The following is a 17,632-nucleotide window of genomic DNA, read 5'->3' as shown; positions in this document are numbered from 1 at the left end:
GCCGCCCGGCCTCTACGTCGACGGCCTGTTCGGCGCGGGCCTGGCGCGCCCGCTGGACGGCCTCGCCGCCGCCGCCGCCCAGCACCTGGCGGCGACGCCGGAGAAGGTGGTCGCGGTCGACATCCCCAGCGGCCTGCCGGGCGACACCGGCCTTCCCCTCGGCCCCAGCGTCGCGGCCGCGCTCACCGTCACCTTCCACGCCAAGAAGCCGGCGCACGTGCTGGAGCCCGGCCGCGGCCGCTGCGGCGAGGTCGTCGTCGCCGACATCGGCTTAGGCGCGACGCGCTGCGAGCTCTTCGAGAACGGGCCGGAGCTTTGGCTGCCGCGCTTTCCCTGGCCCGAGGCGACCGCCCACAAGCACGAGCGCGGCCGGCTCATCGTCGTCAGCGGCGACGCCTGGAGCACCGGGGCGGCCCGGCTCGCCGCCCGCGGCGGCTTGCGGATCGGCGCGGGCCTGGTGACGATCTTCTCGCCGCGCGAGGCGCTGGCGGTGAACGCCGCCCACCTGGAGGCGGTGATGCTGCGCGGCTTCGACACCGACCTGGAGCTGGAGGAAGGGGCCGAGCATGTCGACGCCGCGGTGATCGGCCCTGCAGCGGGGATCACTGAGACGACGCTCCTGAACGTGCTGGCGCTCGCCCGCACGGGGGCTGCGCTGGTGATCGACGCCGACGCCATCACCATCTTCCGCGACGACCCGGAGGAGCTGTTCTCGGTGCTCGACCGCGACGATGTGCTGACCCCGCATCCGGGCGAGTTCGAGCGGCTGTTCAAGAACCTGCTGGCGGCCACGCCCGAGCGGATCACCGCCGCGCGCAAGGCCGCCCAGCGCGCCGGCGCCGTGGTCCTGCTGAAGGGCCCCGACACCGTCATCGCGGCGCCCGACGGCCGCGCGGCGGTCAACGTCAACGGCGCGCCCTGGCTCGCCACCGCCGGCTCCGGCGACGTGCTGGCCGGCTTCATCGGCGGCCTGATCGCCCAGGGCATGGAGAGCTTCGAAGCCGCCTGTGCGGCGGCCTGGATCCACGCCGAGGCGGGGGAGGGATACGGCCCGGGCCTGATCTCCGAGGACCTGCCGGGGCTGGCGCCCGGGGTGCTGCGCAGGCTGTGGGAGGAGCGGTAGGTCCATCTGTTCCTCTCCCGCGACGCGGGAGAGGGGGACCATCCGCCGAAGAGCGGATGGTGGAGAGGGCAAGCCGCGGGCAGGGCGGTCGCCACCTCGAAAGCATCAGATATCGCAGCTGAACCGCTCAGGCGGCCGCTTGCCCTCTCCACCCCGCGCTCTACGCTTCGCTCGGCGCGCGGTCTCCCTCTCCCGCGACGCGGGAGAGGAAAGAAAAACGGCGCGGGATCGCTCCCGCGCCGTGATCTTGAACCGTCGAGGTCGGCTTACGCTTGCGCGTAGTCGCCTTCGATCTGGCCGGCTCCGCCTTCGAGCAGGTCCTGGGCGGCCTCTTCGGCGGCCAGGCGTTCTTCTTCGAACTGGCTGGAGATGACGTTCTCGCCGCGCGCCTGACGATCGGCTTCGTCCTGGCTGCGGGCCACGTTGACCGTCACGGTGACGGCCACTTCCGGGTGCAGGCGGACCTTCACCTCGTGCATGCCGATCGCCTTGATCGGCTTGTCCATGGCGACCATCGCGCGTTCGACCTTGCCGCCCTCGGCGTTGATCGCGTCGGCGACGTCGCGGCCGGAGACCGAGCCGTAGAGCTGGCCGCTCTCGCCCGCCTGACGGATCAGGACGTAGGACGTGCCGTCGAGCTTCTCGCCGGCGCGGCCCGCGGCTTCCTTGGCCTTGGCGTTGCGGGCCTCGATCTCGGCGCGCTGGGCTTCGAAGACCTTCAGGTTCGCGTTGTTGGCGCGCAGCGCCTTGTTGCGCGGCAGGAGGAAGTTGCGCGCGTAGCCGTCCTTCACGGTGACCACGTCGCCCAGCGAGCCCCAGCCTTCGAGGCGTTCGAGCAGAATGACTTTCATATGCCTGTCTCCCTTACTTCACGACGTAGGGGAGCAGCGCCAGGAAGCGGGCGCGCTTGATGGCCTTGGCCAGCTCGCGCTGCTTCTTGGCGGAGACCGCGGTGATGCGCGAGGGCACGATCTTGCCGCGCTCGGAGACGTAGCGCTGCAGGAGCTTGACGTCCTTGTAGTCGATCTTCGGCGCGTTGGCGCCGGAGAACGGGCACACCTTGCGGCGACGGAAGAACGGGCGACGGGCGCCGCCGGAAGCGGCGGGGGCCGGAGCGGCCGAGGCTTCTTCAGACATTTAGCGAACCTCCCTTTCGGAGGGCTGGAAGCTGTCGTCGCGCGGGCGATCGCGGTCGCGATCGCGGCGGGCGAGGATGGGGGAGAGCTCGAGGTCGAGTTCCTCGACGCGGACGGTCAGGTAGCGCAGCACGTCTTCGTTGATCGACAGCTGGCGCTCCATCTCCTTCACCGCCTCGGCGGGGGCGTCGATGGCGAGCAGCGAGTAGTGACCCTTGCGGTTCTTCTTGATCCGGTAGGTCAGGTTGCGCAGACCCCAGTACTCGATCTTGGCGACGGCGCCGCCGCCTTGCTCGATGAGCGCCTTCAGCTGGTCGTTGAGCGCTTCGGCCTGTTGCGGCGAGATGTCCTGCCGCGAGATGACCACGTGTTCGTAGAGAGCCATAGTTTCCTTCTTCCGGTCTGGAGGGCGGCGCGTCCGGCGGCGGAAGGTCCGCCGGAAACGATGGCTCTCAGCGCGGCGGTCGGGGGGGTCCCGACCCATTCGCGTTCCGCGTGAGACCGCCTTCCGTGAAGAGGCGCGCGTTTACGGGAAAAACCTTGGCGGAGCAAGGAATTTCGGGGGCGTACCGGCGCTTGTTACGGATGCTTGGCGCGCCAGGCCTTCACCGCGTCCAGCGTCTTGGCCACGTGGTCGTTCGGTTTCAGGTCGGAGTAGGCGAACAGCACCTTGCCGTCTGGCGCGATGACGTAGGAGGTCCGCGCCGAAAGGCCGGCCGGCATGGTCATGCCCGCCATCTTCAGTGGGGCGTCGTACTGCCTGGCGATCTTGGCGCCCGGATCGGCGGCGACCGGGAACTTGCCGCCGCAGTGCTCGGTCTCCTTCGAAAAATCGGCCAGTTCGCTCACCTTGCCGGCGGTGACGCCGATCACCGTGGCCTTCTGCGCCTTGAACTGGTCGATGGCCTCGGAGAACAGGTGCGCCTCGACGTTGCAGCCGGCGGTGTGCGCCGAGGGGAAGAAGTAGACCACCACCGGCCCCTGCTTCAGGGCGTCGGCCAGGTGATAGTTGAAGGGCTTGCCGGCGAGATAGGCCTGGGCCTGGAAGTCGGGCGCCCTGGCCCCCGGCTGCAGCTCCGCCCAGGCGGGGGCGGCGACGGCGAGGGCCGCGACGGCGGCCGCAGCGAGGAGACGTTTCATGGCGATCCTTCCGATCATGACGAGTTTCCAGCTGATTTCCCGCGTCTTGCGGCTGGTCGTCAAATTTCCTAACCCTCGCCGCTTCGGATTCGACGGCGCGGAGACCGCCTCATGAGCCTTGCCTTTCTCTTCCCCGGCCAGGGCAGCCAGGCCGTCGGCATGGGCCAGGACCTGGCCGAGGCCTTCGCCGTCGCCCGCGAGGTCTTCCAGGAGGTCGACGACGCGCTCGGCCAGAACCTGTCGCGCCTGCTGCGCGAGGGGCCGGAGGACCAGCTGACCCTGACCGAGAACGCCCAGCCCGCGCTGATGGCGGTGAGCGTGGCGGTCATGCGGGTGCTGGAGAGCGAGTTCGGCGTCGGCGTCGACAAGGCCGCCTTCGTCGCAGGTCACAGTCTGGGTGAATATTCGGCCCTGGCCGCGGCCGGTTCGATCAGCCTGGCCGAGACCGCCCGCCTGCTGAAGCTTCGCGGCCAGGCGATGCAGCGCGCCGTGCCGGTGGGCGCCGGCGCCATGGCCTCGCTGATCGGGCCGAAGACCGACGTGGCGCTGGCCGAAGAGGCCGCCGCCGCCGGCGCCGAGCTCGGCGTCTGCGTCGTGGCCAACGACAACAACGCCGGCAACGTCGTGATCTCCGGCGCCAAGGCCGCGGTCGACCGGGCGATCGAGAGGGCCAAGGAACTGGGCGCGCGGGCGATACCGCTGAACGTGTCGGCCCCCTTCCACTGCCCGCTGATGCAGCCGGCGGCCGACGAGATGGCGGAGGCCCTGGCCGCCGCCTCGATCGCAGCTCCGCGCGCGCCGGTGGTCGCCAATGTCACCGCCCGGCCGGCGCACGACCCTGAAGAGATCCGCCGCCTGCTGGTCGAGCAGGTGACCGGCCGCGTCCGCTGGCGCGAGAGCGTGCAGTGGATGGCGGGGGAGGGCGGCGTGACCCGCTTCGCCGAGGCCGGCGCCGGCAAGGTGCTGAGCGGCATGGTCAAGCGGCTCGCCCCCGACGCCGAGGCGCTGCCGCTGAACGCGCCGGCCGACCTCGAAGCCTTCGCCCGAACCCTCTGAACAAGACTCTACAAGGAGCCGCCATGTTCGACCTGACCGGCAAGACCGCCCTCGTCACCGGCGCCACCGGCGGCATCGGCGCCGAGATCGCCCGCGCCCTGCACGCCCAGGGCGCGCGCGTGGTGCTCTCGGGCACCCGCGAGGCGGTGCTGCAGGATCTCGCCGGCCAGCTCGGGGAGCGGACCTGCGCGGTCGCCGCCAACCTCTCCGACCCCGCGGCCGTCGACGGCCTGATCGAGGCGGCCGAGGGCGCGGCCGGCGCCCCGATCGACATCCTGGTGGCCAACGCCGGCATCACCAAGGACGGGCTCCTGCTGCGGATGAAGGACGAGGACTGGCGCCAGGTGATCGAGGTCAACCTGGAGAGCTATTTCCGCCTGTCGCGCGCGGCCATGCGCGGCATGATGAAGCGCCGCTTCGGCCGGATCATCGGCATCACCTCGGTGGTCGGCGTCACCGGCAACCCGGGGCAGGCCAACTACGCCGCCTCCAAGGCGGGGATGATCGGCTTCTCCAAGGCGCTCGCCCAGGAGGTCGCCAGCCGGGGAATCACCGTGAATTGCGTGGCTCCCGGATTCATCGAGAGTCCGATGACCGACGCGCTCAACGAGCAGCAGAAAACCCAGATCCTTTCGACCATTCCGTCGGGGCGGCTGGGGGCCGGGAGCGACGTCGCCGCGGCCTGCGTCTACCTCGCCAGCGCCGAGGCGGGCTACGTCACCGGACAGACCCTGCACGTCAACGGCGGGATGGCCATGATCTGAACGCTATCTGGCGCTCGCCTCGCTCAGAGGAACATGCTACCCGGCGGCCGAAACCGCGAAATCACCGCGACAGTTGACTTCGCCGTCATCGTCGCCGATGCAACTGCACTACCAAGCCTTGAGGGACCTACCGAATGTCCGACGTTCTAGAACGCGTCCGTAAGATCGTCATCGAGCACCTCGACGCCGATCCGGAGAAGGTCACCGAAAAGGCCAGCTTCATCGACGACCTGGGCGCCGACAGCCTCGACAACGTCGAGCTGGTCATGGCCTTCGAGGAGGAGTTCGACATCGAAATCCCCGACGACGCCGCCGAGCACATCCAGACCGTCGGCGACGCCGTGAAGTTCATCCAGGAGCGCCTGGGCGCTTAAGCAAGCGCACTGATTCGCTTAAGCTTTTGGCCGCCGCGACGCTGGGTTTCGATCCCTGGCCGCGGCGGCTTTCGTTTGAGGTCCGCGCATGCGTCGTGTCGTCGTCACTGGAATTGGTCTGGTCACGCCCCTCGGGCAGGGGACCGAGCATGCCTGGCAGGAGATCCTGGCCGGCAAGTCCGGAGCCGGGAACATCACCGCCTTCGACGCCACCGACTACGCCTGCAAGGTCGCCTGCGAGGTGCCCCGGGTCGACGGCCGCGGCGGCGGCGGGCCCGACGTGGCGGGCTCGTTCGATCCCGATCAGACCATGTCGGCCAAGGACCGCCGGCGGGTCGACGACTTCATCCTCTACGCCATCGCCGCGGCCGACGAGGCGGTGCGCGATTCCGGCTGGGCGCCGCAGGACGACGAGGGCCGCGAGCGGACCGGCGTGATGATCGGCTCCGGCATCGGCGGCCTCGGCCCCATCGCCGAGACCGCCATCGAGCTGGCCGAGAAGGGCCCGCGCCGGGTGTCGCCCTTCTTCATCCCCTCGGCCCTGATCAACCTGGCCAGCGGCCAGGTCTCGATCCGCCACGGCTTCAAGGGACCGAACCACTCGGTGGTCACCGCCTGCGCCACCGGCGCCCACGCGATCGGCGACGCGGCCCGGATCATCAGGTACGGCGACGCCGACGTGATGATCGCCGGCGGGGCGGAATCCGCTGTGGTGAAGGTCGGCATCGCCGGCTTCATCGCCTGCCGCGCGCTGTCCACCGGCTTCAACGACGAGCCGCAGAAGGCCAGCCGGCCGTACGACAAGGACCGCGACGGCTTCGTCATGGGCGAGGGCGCCGGCGTCCTGGTGCTGGAGGAGTACGAACACGCCAAGGCGCGCGGGGCGAAGATCTACGCCGAGGTGGCGGGCTACGGCATGGCCGGCGACGCCTACCACATCACCGCGCCCGCCGAGGACGGCGACGGCGGCTTCCGCGCCATGCGCGCGGCGATCAGGGACGCCGGCATCCAGGCCGGCGACATCGACTACATCAACGCCCACGGCACCTCGACGCCGCTCGGCGACGAGATCGAGCTGGGCGCGGTCGAGCGGCTGCTCGGCAACGCCGCGGCCAAGCTGACGATGAGCTCGACCAAGTCGGCCACCGGCCACCTGCTGGGCGCCGCCGGGGCGATCGAAGCGGCCTTCACCTGCCTGGCGATCCGCGACCAGATCGCACCGCCCACCATCAACCTCGACAATCCCTCGGTCGAGACCGAGATCGACCTCGTGCCCTACAAGGCCAAGCCGATGAAGATCGAGGTGGCCATGTCCAACTCCTTCGGCTTCGGCGGCACCAACGCCTCCGTGGTCTTCAAGAAGGTCGCGTGACGGCCAAGCGTCGCCCCCGCAAGCGCGCCGCGGCGAAGAAGCCGCGGGGCCGCCGCGGGCCACGCCTCGCCCTGTTGGGTCTGCTCTTCGCGGCGCTCGTCGGCGGCGCCTGGGCGGTCTGGAGCTACATCGGGCCCGGCCCGGCGGCCAAGACGCCCGTGACCGATGTCTGGCTGAAGCGCGGCGCCGGCGTGACCGGCGTCGCCGACGAGCTGGCCGCGGCGGGCGTGATCCGCTCCAAGCCGCTGTTCGTCGTCGCCGCCAAGCTCGGCGGCGGCTCGCTGAAGGCCGGCGAGTACGAGTTCCCCTCCGGCGCCTCCATGGCCCGTATCCTCGCCGACATCCGCGCCGGGCGCGTCGTGCGCCACCTGCTCACGGTGCCCGAGGGCTGGACCAGCGAGATGGCCGCCGATGCGGTCGCGCGCGACATCGTCCTGACCGGCGTCGCGGCGCCGCCGGCGGAAGGCGCGCTGCTGCCCGAGACCTACGAGGTGCGCCGTGGCGAGAACCGCGCAACGGTGCTCAAACGGATGACGGACGCGCAGGACAAGCTGCTCGACAAGCTCTGGCCGCAGCGCCAGGCCGGCTTGCCGTTCGCGACGCGCATGGAGGCGGTGACCCTGGCTTCGATCGTCGAAAAGGAGACGGCGCTGCCGGCCGAGCGGCCGCGGATCGCGGCGGTCTACATCAACCGGCTGCGCGCCGGCATGCGGCTGGAGAGCGACCCGACCACCATCTATGGCATCTCGGGCGGCCGGCCGCTGGGCCGGGGCATCACCCGCAGCGAGCTGGCGGCCAAGACGCCCTACAACACCTACCAGATGACCGGGCTGCCGCCGACGCCGATCGCCAACCCGGGGCGCGCGGCGATCGAGGCGGTGCTCAACCCGCCGAAGACCACCGAGCTGTTTTTCGTCGCCAACGGCCAGGGCGGGCATGTCTTCGCCTCCAGCTTCGCCGAGCATCAGAAGAACGTCGCCCGCTGGCGCGAGCTCGAGCGTCAACGACTGAACGGGCAGGGGAGAACGGGCTGATGGCGATCTCGGGCATGACCGGCTTCGGCCGCACGGAGGGCGCATCGGGCGCCTGGAGCTGGGCGGTGGAGGCCCGCTCGGTCAATGGCCGCAACCTCGAGGTGCGGTTCCGTGGGCCGCCGGGCTTCGAAGGGCTGGAGCGCGCCGCGCGCGAGGGGGCCCAGGCCCGCTTCCAGCGCGGCCAGCTGACCATCGGCCTGCAGGCCAGGCGCGCCGAGGCCGCCGCCGCGGTGCAGGTGAACGTCGAGCAGCTCGAGCGCTACCTCGCCGCCGGCGCGCCCTATGTGGCGACCGGCATGGCCGCGGCGCCGCGCCTCGACGGTCTCCTGGCGCTGCGCGGCGTCATCGAGGCCGCCGACATGCTGGAGGACCCCGAAGCCCAGGCCGCGCTCGAGGCCGCCATGGCCGCCTCGATCACTGCGGCGCTGGACGCCCTGCTGGCCGCGCGCCGGGAGGAGGGCGGGGCGCTAGCAGGCGTCCTGGGCGGGCTGGTCGAGCGCATCGCCCAGCTGGTCGGCCAGGCGCAGGACCTGGCCGCCGGCCAGCCCGCGGCGATCAAGGAGCGGTTCCAGCGGCGCATGACCGAGCTCGCCGGCGAGGCGGTGAGCGAGGACCGCATCGTCCAGGAGGCGGCCGCGCTCGCGGTCAAGGCCGACGTGCGAGAGGAGCTCGACCGGCTGGGCGGCCACATCGAGGCCGCGCGCGGGCTTCTGGGCTCCGACGGCGCGGTGGGCCGCCGGCTCGACTTCCTGACCCAGGAGTTCATGCGCGAGGCCAACACCCTCTGCTCGAAGTCGGCGCTCTCCGCCTTGACCGCCGTCGGCCTCGATCTCAAAGCGGTGATCGAGCAGTTCCGCGAGCAGGTCCAGAATGTGGAGTAGGACGCAAGGATGAGCGTTCACCTCGAACAACCGCGCAAGCGCCGGGGCCTGCTGCTGATCGTCTCCTCGCCTTCGGGCGCGGGGAAGACCTCGCTGTCGCGCCGGCTCGTGGCCGACCATGCCGACCTGATGCTGTCGATCTCGGCGACCACGCGGCCGCCGCGGCCGGGTGAGGAGCACGGCCGCGAATACTTCTTCGTCTCGCCGGACCAGTTCGAGGAGATGGCCGGCGACGACCAGTTCCTGGAGTGGGCGAACGTCCACGGCAACCGCTACGGCACCCCGCGCCAGCCGGTGACGGAGGCCCTGGACGCGGGCAAGGACGTGCTGTTCGACATCGACTGGCAGGGCGCCGAGCAGGTCGCGGGCAAGCTGCCGGAGGACTGCGTGCGGGTGTTCATCCTGCCGCCGTCGATGCACGAGCTTTCCCGGCGCCTGCACGCCCGCGCCCAGGACAGCCAGAAGGTGATCGAAGGCCGGCTGGAACGGGCCTATGGCGAGATCGCCCAGTGGCGCGCCTACGATTACGTCATCGTCAACGTCGACTACGACCACGCCTATGCCGACCTCGCCCACATCTACCACGCCGAGCGCCTGAAGCGCGACCGCCAGACCTGGGCCGAACCGTTCGTCGAGGGGTTGCTGGCGGAGAAGGTGTAGGCGGCGTCGCCCCCGCAATAATTGTCCACGAACCACACGAACCACACGAACGGGTCGAGGGGCCTGACGCGGTGGACGTCAGGTCTTGGAACCTCACCGGCACAGTCTCAACCGCACCTGTTCGTGTGGTTCGTGTGGTTCGTGCACGATCAATTTTCCAGGCTGCACCTCCCGCGTGCGGCGCGACTCACGGCGAAATGGCCAGCCTCGGCGCTACGGCGGCGGCGTGTCGCGCTGGCGCGGCGCGGCTGTTGGGGTAGTCAGCTTCATCAGACCAGGGAGGGGCCTCGCATGCGCATCCATTTCACCGGGATCGCCGGCGCCGGCATGAGCGCGGCGGCCCTGATGATGCGCGACGCCGGACATGAGGTCTCCGGCTCGGACGAGGACGTCTTCCCGCCGATGTCGACCTATGTCGAGGGCCTGGGCTTTCCGTTCAGCCGCCGGTTCGACGCCGCCAACCTGCCGGACGGCCTCGACCTCTTGGTGCTGGGCGCCAGCGCCAAGCTGGGCGGCGAGGACAACCCCGAGGTCGCCGAGGCGCGCCGCCGGGGCGTGCGCATCACCACCTTTCCGGAGCTGGTCGGCGAAGCCACGGAAACCCGCCGCAACACCGTCGTGGCCGGCTCCTTCGGCAAGTCCACCTGCACCGCGCTGATGGCGCACATCCTGCGCGAGGCTGGGGTCGACGCCGGCTGGATGATCGGCGCGATCTCGCCGTCGCTGCCGGCGACCGGCCACTGGGGCTCGGCGCCGCAGGTGGTGCTGGAGGGCGACGAGTACATCGTGGGGCCGGCGGACCGCCGCTCGAAGTTCGTGCTCTACCATCCGCGCGACGTGCTCCTGACCTCGCTGGTGCACGACCACGTCAACGTCTTCCCGACCTTCGAGGACTATGAGGCGCCGTTCCGCGAGCTGCTGCGGCTGATCCCGCGCGACGGGCTGCTGGTGGCGCGCGACCATCCGGCGATCCGCGCGATCGCGGCGGAGACCAAGGCGCGCGTCGTCTGGTACGACACCCTGGCCGCGGACGGCTGGCGGGCCGAGAAGGTGGTCTACGGCGAGACCTCCCGCTTCACCCTGGTCGCGCCCGACGGCGGCAAGCTGGCGCTCGCCACCAGCCTGCTCGGCGAGCACAACATCGAGAACATCATCGGCGTGGCGGCTTACCTGCTGGAGCGCGGCCTCGTCGGCGAGCAGGCGCTGGCCCAGGCCGTCGCCAGCTTCGGCGGCATCCGCCGGCGGCTCGACCGGCTGACGACGACCAGCCGGGCGCCGGTGATCGAGGGCTTCGGCTCGTCCTACGAGAAGGCGCGCTCGGCCATCGAGGCCATGCTGCTGCACTATCCCGCCCGGCCGCTGGTCGTGGTCTTCGAGCCGCACACCTTCTCCTGGCGCAGCCGCGACGCCCTTTCCTGGTACGACACGGTGTTCGCCGGCGCCGCACGGGTGCTGATCGCCCCGCCGCCCAGCCATGGCGCCGGCAGCCACAACCAGTCGACCTTCGAGGAGATCCTGGACCGCGTGGCGGCCACCGGGATCCCGGTCGCAGGCGTGCGCTCCGCCGACGAGGCGATCGGCCGCCTCAGCGGCCTGCGCGGCGACGAGGTGGTGCTGCTGCTCTCCTCCGGCCCGCTGCTGGGCCTGCCCGAGGCCCTGCCGCCGGTCTTCGATGAGCTCTACGCTGCGCGGGAGGCTGCGGCGTAGGCGCCTCTAATAAAGTTCCAGCTCCTTGATCCCCGCCAGCCGGGCGACCGCGCCGGCGTGCAGGGCGCCGCGGACCAGCCAGCGGCGGCCGCTGACGGGGAACAGCGCCATGACGGCCGCCCCGACGAAGCAGGCGGCGCTCTTGATGCTGGCGAGCACGAGCTGGATCAGCCGGCCCGGCAGGGCGCGGCGCAGCTGGCGGCGGCCGTGGCTCTGGCCGCTGCGGAACGCCCGGCGGAGCAGCCAGCCGAGCTTGGCGCGCGAGGCCGGCACCGGCTCGAACACTCGCGCCGCCGGAGCCTCGCCGATAACCCCGCCGGCGTCCGTCAGGCGGTAGAAGAAATCGTCGTCCTCGCCGCCCATCCGGCCGAGCGACAGGTCGAAGCGCAGGCCCGCGCGGCGCACGATGTCCATGCGGATCAGCACGTTGCAGCTGTAGCCCTTCAGAATCCGGCCGCCGACCCTCACGGGGCGGAAGGAGTGGAAGTCGCCCGAGGCGATCCACCTCGGCGTTTGCGGCGGGTAGACCGCGGTCACCGGACCGAGCACGGCGGCGCAGTCCTGGGCGCGGGCGGCGGCCAGCAGGCTGGCGATCCAGTCCGGCGCGGCGACCTGGTCGTCGTCGATCAGCGCCAGGTAATCGCCCCTGACCGCGTCCAGCACCGCATTGCGCGCCAGTGAGATGTTGCGGGCCGGGGCGTGGACGTACGCCAGGTCCAGCCGGTGGATCGCCGCGGCGGTGCGCACGCGGGCCTCGGCGGCGGGGGTGGGCTCGTTGTCGGCGACGATCACGTGCAGGCGCACATCCGGCGGCAGCTGCTGCGCGCCCAGCGAGGCCAGGGTCTCGGCCACGGACTCGCGCTGGTAGGTGCAGACCCCGACGTCGATCCGCACCACGTCGCCCATCGCCGCTCACCCCGCTAAGCCGCTACGTCCGCAGCCTGAACCCCTGCGCCCTGGTCAAGGTTCCTGAACCGGTCAGGCGGCGAGACGCGGGGCGCTGGATTCGAGCACCCGAATGATCTCGCCCTCGTGCTCGTTCCATAGAATCGAGACGCCCGCGGCCCGGCCGGCGTGCTCGCCCAGCGCCGCCTCGACCTCGGCGTCGTGCAGCCGGCGCGAGCTGAGGCGCAGCAGCGAGCGGCCGCAGCCCTGGTCCTGCACCTCGTCGTGGTAGCGCAGGACCGCGTCGACGATCGCGCCCGGCAGCGGGGCGGGGCCTGGGCGGGCGAGGCGCGAGGGGGCGAAGGCGCGGTTGGAAGAGAAGCGGCGGCGCATCGGGGATCTCCGTTGCAGATCGGGTCGGTTTCGGTTCTGATCCCTGGGTGCGACAGAAACGGACGTACTGCTGATGCGACACGAGAAGGCCGGCCGCCTGCTGGAACTCGCCCGGCTGTTGGCGAGCACCGCCGAGGGGCTCACCCTGGACGAGATGGCCGAGCGGCTGGGCGTCGGCCGGCGCACCGCCGAGCGGATGCGCGACGCCGTGCGCGAGGTGTTCCCGCAGCTGGAGGAGGTCGACGATCCGCCGACCCGCCGGTTCCGCATCCCGGCCGGCCTCGACGGCCTTTTCCAGGCGCCGACCGCCGAGGAGCTGGCGGCGGTGAACGCCGCGGCGGAGATGCTGGCGGCGCAGGGGGCCCATGCCCGCGCCGGCGCGCTGCGCAGCCTGGAGCAGAAGGTGCTGTCGGCGACCCGGGCCGCGGCGCGCCGCCGGCTCGCGCCGGACCTCGAGGCGCTGCTGCAGGCCGAGACCATCGCCGTCAACGCCGGTCCCCGGCCTTTTGAGGATGAAGAGGTGCTGGCGACGATCCGCGAGGCGCTGAAGTCGATGTCGCGCTTGCGCTTCCGCTACGAGGGCGGCTCCACGCCGGGGCGGGTGCGCGAGGTCACGCCCTTCGGCCTGCTGTTCGGGCGCGCCAACTACCTGGTGGCCCAGGAGGACGCCGACGGCGGCCCCCGCAACTGGCGGCTCGACCGGATCCACGACGTCGGGGTGCTGGAGGCCGCCGCGGTGCGGCCCGACGGCTTTTCGCTGCAGGACTACGCCGACGAGAGCTTCGGCATCTATCACGATGCGGTCCAGGACGTGGTGCTGGAGATCACGCCGGAGGGGGCGGAGGACGCCCTGCGCTGGCGCTTCCACTCCAACCAGCGGGTCGAGCCGAAGGACGACGGCGCGGTGATGGTGCGCTTCCGCGCCAGCGGCATGCGCGAGCTCGCCTGGCATCTGTTCACCTGGGGCGACAAGGTGAGGGTCGTGGCCCCGGAGATCCTGCGGCGGACCCTGCTCGTGGAGATCGAGACCGCGCGCCGCTGTCATGCGTCCGGATCTGACGTAGGGGCGGCCTAGGCGTTCTCGTAGTGAACGAGGAGATCCCCATGACCATCTGCGCCGACTACGCCGAGCTCTTCGAGACCGAGATCCGCCCGCGCCGTCGCGCCGCCAGCCGCCTGCGCCGCGCCGCCGCCTATGGGCTGTGGATCGGCCTTTTCCTGATCCGCCCGCGGCTGGCGCTGCAGATCCTGCGCGAGCGCGGAGGCTGACGCCGGCAGGGCGTTCAGCCTTGCCCATCCACCCCGACGCGTGATCGGTGGTCGGCCATGAGCGCCGAGATCGTCACCATCGCCTCGCCGGAGCTGACGGCGCAGATCGATCCCTTCGGCGCGGAGCTCTGGGCGTTGCGCGACGCAGACGGGCGCGACCTCCTATGGGAGGGCGATCCGGCCTGGTGGAGCGGCCGCGCCCCGCTGCTCTTTCCGATCATCTGCCGGCTGCCCGAGGACCGCTTCGTCCATGACGGCCGGACGTTCGATCTGGCCAAGCACGGCTTCGCCCGCAGACGGGCCTTCGAGCTGGTGAGCCAGGCGTCCGACCGCGCTCGCTTCCGTCTCGCGGCCGATGCCGAGACCCGCAAGGCCTACCCGTTCGACTTCGTGCTGGAGGCCGAGTTCGCCCTCGCCGGGCCGCAGCTGACCATGACCGCCGAGGTGCAGAACCGGGGGCGGGAGCCGATGCCGATGGCGTTCGGCTTCCACCCGGCGTTCCGCTGGCCGCTGCCGGGCGGCGCCGCGCGCGAGGCTCATGCGATCGCGTTCGCCGAGGCCGAGTCGGGACCGCTTCGCCGGCTGACCGCCGAGGGTCTGCTGGACGCCGCACCGCGGGCGAACCCCGTCGACGGCCGCCGGCTGGCGCTGCGCGACCAGCTCTTCGTCGAGGATGCGATGATCTTTGAGGCTCCGGCCAGCCGCGCCCTGCGATTCGGCGCCGACGGCGGACGCTGGCTGTCGATCGCCTGGGCGGGCCTGGCGCACCTGGGCGTCTGGACCAAACCCGGCGCACCCTACGTCTGCATCGAGCCGTGGGGCAGCCTGCCGGCCGAGGCGCAGGCGTCGGGTCCGTTGGCCGAGATGTCCGACCTGGCGGTGCTGGGGCCGGGCGAGCGCCAGGCGTTCAGCATGTCTGTTCGCCTCGACTGAGTTTTATCGTTCGTTAACCAAGCTTGGCTGTTAACGCCTCGTAAACCCTGTGGCATGGTTCGTGCGAGCCGGCCTCTGACCGCGTCGGCGACGTCCCGAAGCGGGCTTAAGGAGGGCGCATGCTGCAGAAGCTGAAATCGATCGCCGCCCGCCGGTCGGAGCTTTCCGTCCGCAGCGTCTCGCTCTGCGCCTTGCGCCTGGCTCCGTGGGTCGTCTTCGGCCCGATCACCGGCGTGATGAGCGAGGCCGCGGTCGCGGCGTTCCGCAACCGCCGCCCGGTGCTGGCAGGGCTCTGCGTGCTGGCGAACGTCGGCATCCTGGTCGCCATGCCGGTGCTGACCGCCGCCATCCTGGCCTACAGCGCCGGCCACCGGGCCTGACGAGCGGCCGCAGCGAACAAAGACGGCCCCGCGAGAGGGTTGTGCGCGGGGCCGAAGTCACACTCCTGAGCCGCGAATGGACGGAGGTGTGTCGCGGCCGAAACAAGGGTGGTCGAACGCTGTTACGAATTCACTAAGCTCAGCCGTAGGGGTGCGGCGACGCCCCCAAACTGAGTATGCGATCGTGTCATGGGAAGGTTGGAGGCCTGACCGGGAATCGAACCCGGGTGCACGGATTTGCAGTCCGCTGCGTCACCACTCCGCCATCAGGCCGCCGGAGGGGCGGATCGCTAACAGAAGCGAGGGGCCTCGGCAATCGCCTCTTCGCGAACCGGCTGATTGCCTAAGGCCACGGCGCAGACCTATAAGCCGGCCAGAGGAACTTCCCGAGGACACGATGGCCGACTTCGCCGCCGCCCGCCTGAACATGGTGGAAAGCCAGGTGCGCACCAATGACGTCACCGACGTGCGAATCCAGGACGCCATGCGGACGATCCCGCGCGAGAACTTCATGCCCGAGGGCAAGGCCTATCTCGCCTACGCGGACCTGGAGGCCGAGCACGCGCCGGGCCGCTGGCTGCTCAAGCCGCGCGACGTCTCCAAGCTGATCCAGGCGCTGCGGCCGATGCCGGGCGAGCGCTGCCTGGCGATCAACGCGCCCTACGCCGCGGCGGTGATCGAGACGATGGGCGTGGCGGTGGAGCGGCTGGACGGCGCGGACCTGACCTCGGTGGCCCCGGACGCCTACGACCTCGTCGTCGTTGAAGGCGCCGTCGGCCGTGCGCCGGACGCCTGGCTGAAGGGGCTGGCGATGGGCGGCCGGCTGGGCGTCGTCGAGCGCGACGGAATCGTCGGCCAGGCGGTGCTCTATGTCCGCTCCGACGACGGAATCGGCCGGCGCGACCTGTTCGACGCCTTTCCGCCGGTTCTGGCCGGCTTCGAAACCCGTCCGGGATTTGCATTTTAGGGGTGACCTAAACGCATCCCTCAAGCTTTATGTGAAGGTTAAGGTCCGCGTTAGTAGTATCGGGATCGCTAATGCCTCATAGGCTGCGCATGCGTTTGTTAACCACGAGCCTTTGTCTCCTTGCCGCTGTGGCGGCGGCCGCTCCGGCGGGCGCCGAGACCTTGGCCGACGCCGTCGCCGAGGCTTACCGGACCAATCCGAACATCGAGGCCCAGCGCGCCACCCAGCGGGCGACCGACGAGGAGTACGTCCAGGCCCGGACCGGCTGGCGGCCGACGCTGACCCTGCAGGCGACCGGCACCTACCAGGAGATCCGCACCCCGGCCGCTGCGCTAAGCCACTTTCAACGGTTCCAGACGATCGAGCGCGGGAACACCGGTCAGGCCATCCTGTCCTTCAACCAGCCGATCTGGACCGGCGGCCGCACCGCGGCGTCGGTGACGGCGGCTAACGCCGACGTGCTGCAGGGGCGGGAGAACCTACGCCGGCTCGAGGCCCAGCTCATGCAGGCGGTGATCCAGGCCTACGCCGACGTGCTGCGCGACCAGCAGGCGGTCGTCATCCACGAGGCGAACGTCAAGGTCCTGGGGGCCCAGCTCGACGAATCGCGCGCGCGGTTCGACGTGGGCGAGGTCACCCGCACGGACGTGGCCCTGTCCCAGACCCGCCTGGCCGGCGCGCAGGCCTCGCTGCAGAGCTCGCAGGCGCAGCTGGCCATCAGCCGGGCCAGCTACGCCGCCCTGGTGGGCCACAACCCGGGCGAACTTGAGCCGGTCCCGTCGCTGGCCTACCTGATGCCCGGCAATGTCGACGACGCCTTCACCATCGCCGAGCAGAACAGCCCGGTGTTGCGCGGCCAGCAATTCGCCGAACAGGCGAGCCGGGCGCGCGTCGCCGCCGCCCGCGCCGAGCGGATGCCCGACGTCGCCTTCCAGAGCACGATGAGCTTCAACGGCCAGCTCGATCCCTGGATCCGGAGCCAGTACGATACGGAGACCTCGGCCGCCCTCACGGTGACCGTGCCGCTGTTCACCGGCGGCCTCACCAGCTCGCGGATCCGCGCGGCTATCGAGCGCAACAATGCCGACAAGATCACCATCGAGACGCAGCGCCGCTCGGTGTTGCAGACCATCACCCAGGGCTGGAACCAGCTGATCGCCGCCCGCGCCAACGTCGCGTCGACCGACCAGCAGGTGCGCGCCGCCAACATCGCCGCCGAGGGCACGCACGAGGAGGAGCAGGTCGGCCTGCGCTCGACGCTGGACGTGCTGAACGCCGAACAGGAGCTGCGCGCCGCCCAGCTCAGCCAGACCTCCGCCGTGCACGACGAATATGTCGCGACCGCCAACGTGCTGGCCGCCATGGGCCGGCTCGAGGCGCGCAACCTGGTCCCCAGCGAGCCGCAGTACGACCCCAAGGCCAACTACCGCCGGCTGCGGATCACCTGGGGCTGGGTGCCGTGGGAGGAGCCGATCGGCCTGCTCGACGGTGCGGTCGCCTATCCGCCGATCCCGAAGGCCCACGAGATGGGCCGGGAGCCGGCGATCGGCCCGGGGCT

General features: G+C 70.9%; 21 protein-coding genes and 1 tRNA gene. 15 read left to right on the top strand and 7 right to left on the bottom strand.

What is annotated here, in order from left to right; genetic code table 11:
• On the top strand, positions 1-1,123 hold a 1,123-nt coding region (locus tag VJS38_RS12215; RefSeq protein ID WP_324088421.1), incomplete at its 5' end, for an NAD(P)H-hydrate dehydratase.
• A gap of 266 nt (positions 1,124-1,389) precedes the next feature.
• On the opposite strand, the gene rplI is transcribed toward VJS38_RS12215, so the two are convergent.
• The 4 genes from rplI to VJS38_RS12195 form a co-directional block, all read right to left on the bottom strand.
• Positions 1,390-1,974, bottom strand: coding sequence for a 50S ribosomal protein L9 (rplI, locus tag VJS38_RS12210; RefSeq protein ID WP_324088420.1), 585 nt, complete (start codon positions 1,972-1,974; stop codon positions 1,390-1,392).
• A 13-nt stretch (positions 1,975-1,987) separates the two neighbouring features.
• Positions 1,988-2,260, bottom strand: a complete 273-nt coding sequence (gene rpsR, locus VJS38_RS12205; RefSeq protein WP_324088419.1) for a 30S ribosomal protein S18 — start codon at positions 2,258-2,260, stop codon at positions 1,988-1,990.
• Positions 2,261-2,644 (bottom strand): 30S ribosomal protein S6, encoded by a 384-nt coding sequence (gene rpsF / locus VJS38_RS12200; RefSeq protein WP_324088418.1) that lies wholly within the window; start codon positions 2,642-2,644, stop codon positions 2,261-2,263.
• A gap of 194 nt (positions 2,645-2,838) precedes the next feature.
• Positions 2,839-3,399, bottom strand: coding sequence for a peroxiredoxin (locus VJS38_RS12195; RefSeq protein ID WP_324088417.1), 561 nt, complete (start codon positions 3,397-3,399; stop codon positions 2,839-2,841).
• 111 nt (positions 3,400-3,510) lie between these two features.
• On the opposite strand from VJS38_RS12195, the gene fabD reads away from it, so the two are divergent.
• The 8 genes from fabD to VJS38_RS12155 all read left to right on the top strand — a co-directional run bounded on the left by fabD (position 3,511) and on the right by VJS38_RS12155 (position 11,247).
• Positions 3,511-4,455 (top strand): ACP S-malonyltransferase, encoded by a 945-nt coding sequence (fabD, locus tag VJS38_RS12190; RefSeq protein ID WP_324088416.1) that lies wholly within the window; start codon positions 3,511-3,513, stop codon positions 4,453-4,455.
• Positions 4,456-4,478: 23 nt separating this feature from the next.
• The gene (gene fabG, locus VJS38_RS12185; protein WP_324088415.1) at positions 4,479-5,219 is read left to right on the top strand and encodes a 3-oxoacyl-[acyl-carrier-protein] reductase; all 741 of its coding nucleotides are present in this window, start codon (positions 4,479-4,481) and stop codon (positions 5,217-5,219) included.
• 134 nt (positions 5,220-5,353) lie between these two features.
• Positions 5,354-5,593 (top strand): acyl carrier protein, encoded by a 240-nt coding sequence (locus tag VJS38_RS12180; RefSeq protein ID WP_012522113.1) that lies wholly within the window; start codon positions 5,354-5,356, stop codon positions 5,591-5,593.
• Between the two features lie 88 nt (positions 5,594-5,681).
• A complete protein-coding gene (gene fabF, locus VJS38_RS12175) occupies positions 5,682-6,965 on the top strand; it encodes a beta-ketoacyl-ACP synthase II (protein ID WP_324088414.1) in 1,284 nt (427 codons plus the stop codon).
• Positions 6,962-7,999, top strand: a complete 1,038-nt coding sequence (gene mltG, locus VJS38_RS12170; protein WP_414692441.1) for an endolytic transglycosylase MltG — start codon at positions 6,962-6,964, stop codon at positions 7,997-7,999. Before fabF ends, mltG begins: the two co-directional genes overlap by 4 nt.
• Entirely contained in the window at positions 7,999-8,880 is an 882-nt protein-coding gene (locus VJS38_RS12165) for a YicC/YloC family endoribonuclease (protein ID WP_324088413.1), read from the top strand. Before mltG ends, VJS38_RS12165 begins: the two co-directional genes overlap by 1 nt.
• Before the next feature lie 9 nt (positions 8,881-8,889).
• Complete coding sequence (gmk, locus tag VJS38_RS12160; RefSeq protein ID WP_324088412.1) at positions 8,890-9,540, top strand: guanylate kinase; 651 nt, start codon at positions 8,890-8,892, stop codon at positions 9,538-9,540.
• Between the two features lie 291 nt (positions 9,541-9,831).
• The gene (locus VJS38_RS12155) at positions 9,832-11,247 is read left to right on the top strand and encodes a Mur ligase family protein (RefSeq protein ID WP_324088411.1); all 1,416 of its coding nucleotides are present in this window, start codon (positions 9,832-9,834) and stop codon (positions 11,245-11,247) included.
• Positions 11,248-11,253: 6 nt separating this feature from the next.
• On the opposite strand, the gene VJS38_RS12150 is transcribed toward VJS38_RS12155, so the two are convergent.
• Together VJS38_RS12150 and VJS38_RS12145 are read right to left on the bottom strand one after the other, a co-directional pair.
• Positions 11,254-12,153: a glycosyltransferase family 2 protein gene (locus tag VJS38_RS12150; protein ID WP_324088410.1), complete on the bottom strand. Its 900-nt coding sequence runs from the start codon at positions 12,151-12,153 to the stop codon at positions 11,254-11,256.
• A 72-nt stretch (positions 12,154-12,225) separates the two neighbouring features.
• Positions 12,226-12,525: a hypothetical protein gene (locus VJS38_RS12145; protein ID WP_324088409.1), complete on the bottom strand. Its 300-nt coding sequence runs from the start codon at positions 12,523-12,525 to the stop codon at positions 12,226-12,228.
• A gap of 73 nt (positions 12,526-12,598) precedes the next feature.
• On the opposite strand from VJS38_RS12145, the gene VJS38_RS12140 reads away from it, so the two are divergent.
• From VJS38_RS12140 to VJS38_RS12125, 4 genes are all read left to right on the top strand, one after another.
• Positions 12,599-13,600 (top strand): YafY family protein, encoded by a 1,002-nt coding sequence (locus VJS38_RS12140; protein ID WP_324088408.1) that lies wholly within the window; start codon positions 12,599-12,601, stop codon positions 13,598-13,600.
• A gap of 29 nt (positions 13,601-13,629) precedes the next feature.
• Positions 13,630-13,794, top strand: a complete 165-nt coding sequence (locus VJS38_RS12135; RefSeq protein ID WP_324088407.1) for a hypothetical protein — start codon at positions 13,630-13,632, stop codon at positions 13,792-13,794.
• Between the two features lie 57 nt (positions 13,795-13,851).
• Positions 13,852-14,727: an aldose 1-epimerase family protein gene (locus VJS38_RS12130; protein ID WP_324088406.1), complete on the top strand. Its 876-nt coding sequence runs from the start codon at positions 13,852-13,854 to the stop codon at positions 14,725-14,727.
• 119 nt (positions 14,728-14,846) lie between these two features.
• Positions 14,847-15,107, top strand: a complete 261-nt coding sequence (locus VJS38_RS12125; protein WP_324088405.1) for a hypothetical protein — start codon at positions 14,847-14,849, stop codon at positions 15,105-15,107.
• Positions 15,108-15,306: 199 nt separating this feature from the next.
• Here VJS38_RS12125 and VJS38_RS12120 read toward each other — a convergent pair.
• Positions 15,307-15,380, bottom strand: a tRNA-Cys gene (locus VJS38_RS12120).
• A gap of 124 nt (positions 15,381-15,504) precedes the next feature.
• On the opposite strand from VJS38_RS12120, the gene VJS38_RS12115 reads away from it, so the two are divergent.
• Both VJS38_RS12115 and VJS38_RS12110 read left to right on the top strand, forming a co-directional pair.
• On the top strand, positions 15,505-16,074 hold the full coding sequence (locus tag VJS38_RS12115) for a protein-L-isoaspartate O-methyltransferase (protein WP_324088404.1): 570 nt from the start codon (positions 15,505-15,507) through the stop codon (positions 16,072-16,074).
• A gap of 161 nt (positions 16,075-16,235) precedes the next feature.
• On the top strand, positions 16,236-17,632 hold a 1,397-nt coding region (locus VJS38_RS12110), incomplete at its 3' end, for a TolC family outer membrane protein (RefSeq protein ID WP_324088403.1).

This window comes from Phenylobacterium sp. (assembly GCF_035276905.1).
GTDB lineage: Bacteria > Pseudomonadota > Alphaproteobacteria > Caulobacterales > Caulobacteraceae > Phenylobacterium.
This window is presented reverse-complemented; position numbering and strand designations above follow the sequence as displayed.

Excerpts from the sequence above, each read along its gene's own strand:
- VJS38_RS12165 (WP_324088413.1), top strand. The coding sequence starts at position 7,999 with ATGGCGATCTCGGGCATGACCGGCTTCGGCCGCACGGAGGGCGCATCG.
- VJS38_RS12115 (WP_324088404.1), top strand. The coding sequence starts at position 15,505 with ATGGCCGACTTCGCCGCCGCCCGCCTGAACATGGTGGAAAGCCAGGTG.
- VJS38_RS12130 (WP_324088406.1), top strand. The coding sequence starts at position 13,852 with ATGAGCGCCGAGATCGTCACCATCGCCTCGCCGGAGCTGACGGCGCAG.
- VJS38_RS12195 (WP_324088417.1), bottom strand. The coding sequence starts at position 3,399 with ATGAAACGTCTCCTCGCTGCGGCCGCCGTCGCGGCCCTCGCCGTCGCC.
- fabD (WP_324088416.1), top strand. The coding sequence starts at position 3,511 with ATGAGCCTTGCCTTTCTCTTCCCCGGCCAGGGCAGCCAGGCCGTCGGC.
- VJS38_RS12150 (WP_324088410.1), bottom strand. The coding sequence starts at position 12,153 with ATGGGCGACGTGGTGCGGATCGACGTCGGGGTCTGCACCTACCAGCGC.
- rplI (WP_324088420.1), bottom strand. The coding sequence starts at position 1,974 with ATGAAAGTCATTCTGCTCGAACGCCTCGAAGGCTGGGGCTCGCTGGGC.
- rpsR (WP_324088419.1), bottom strand. The coding sequence starts at position 2,260 with ATGTCTGAAGAAGCCTCGGCCGCTCCGGCCCCCGCCGCTTCCGGCGGC.
- VJS38_RS12145 (WP_324088409.1), bottom strand. The coding sequence starts at position 12,525 with ATGCGCCGCCGCTTCTCTTCCAACCGCGCCTTCGCCCCCTCGCGCCTC.
- fabF (WP_324088414.1), top strand. The coding sequence starts at position 5,682 with ATGCGTCGTGTCGTCGTCACTGGAATTGGTCTGGTCACGCCCCTCGGG.
- gmk (WP_324088412.1), top strand. The coding sequence starts at position 8,890 with ATGAGCGTTCACCTCGAACAACCGCGCAAGCGCCGGGGCCTGCTGCTG.
- VJS38_RS12140 (WP_324088408.1), top strand. The coding sequence starts at position 12,599 with ATGCGACACGAGAAGGCCGGCCGCCTGCTGGAACTCGCCCGGCTGTTG.
- VJS38_RS12155 (WP_324088411.1), top strand. The coding sequence starts at position 9,832 with ATGCGCATCCATTTCACCGGGATCGCCGGCGCCGGCATGAGCGCGGCG.
- VJS38_RS12135 (WP_324088407.1), top strand. The coding sequence starts at position 13,630 with ATGACCATCTGCGCCGACTACGCCGAGCTCTTCGAGACCGAGATCCGC.
- VJS38_RS12125 (WP_324088405.1), top strand. The coding sequence starts at position 14,847 with ATGCTGCAGAAGCTGAAATCGATCGCCGCCCGCCGGTCGGAGCTTTCC.
- fabG (WP_324088415.1), top strand. The coding sequence starts at position 4,479 with ATGTTCGACCTGACCGGCAAGACCGCCCTCGTCACCGGCGCCACCGGC.
- rpsF (WP_324088418.1), bottom strand. The coding sequence starts at position 2,644 with ATGGCTCTCTACGAACACGTGGTCATCTCGCGGCAGGACATCTCGCCG.
- VJS38_RS12180 (WP_012522113.1), top strand. The coding sequence starts at position 5,354 with ATGTCCGACGTTCTAGAACGCGTCCGTAAGATCGTCATCGAGCACCTC.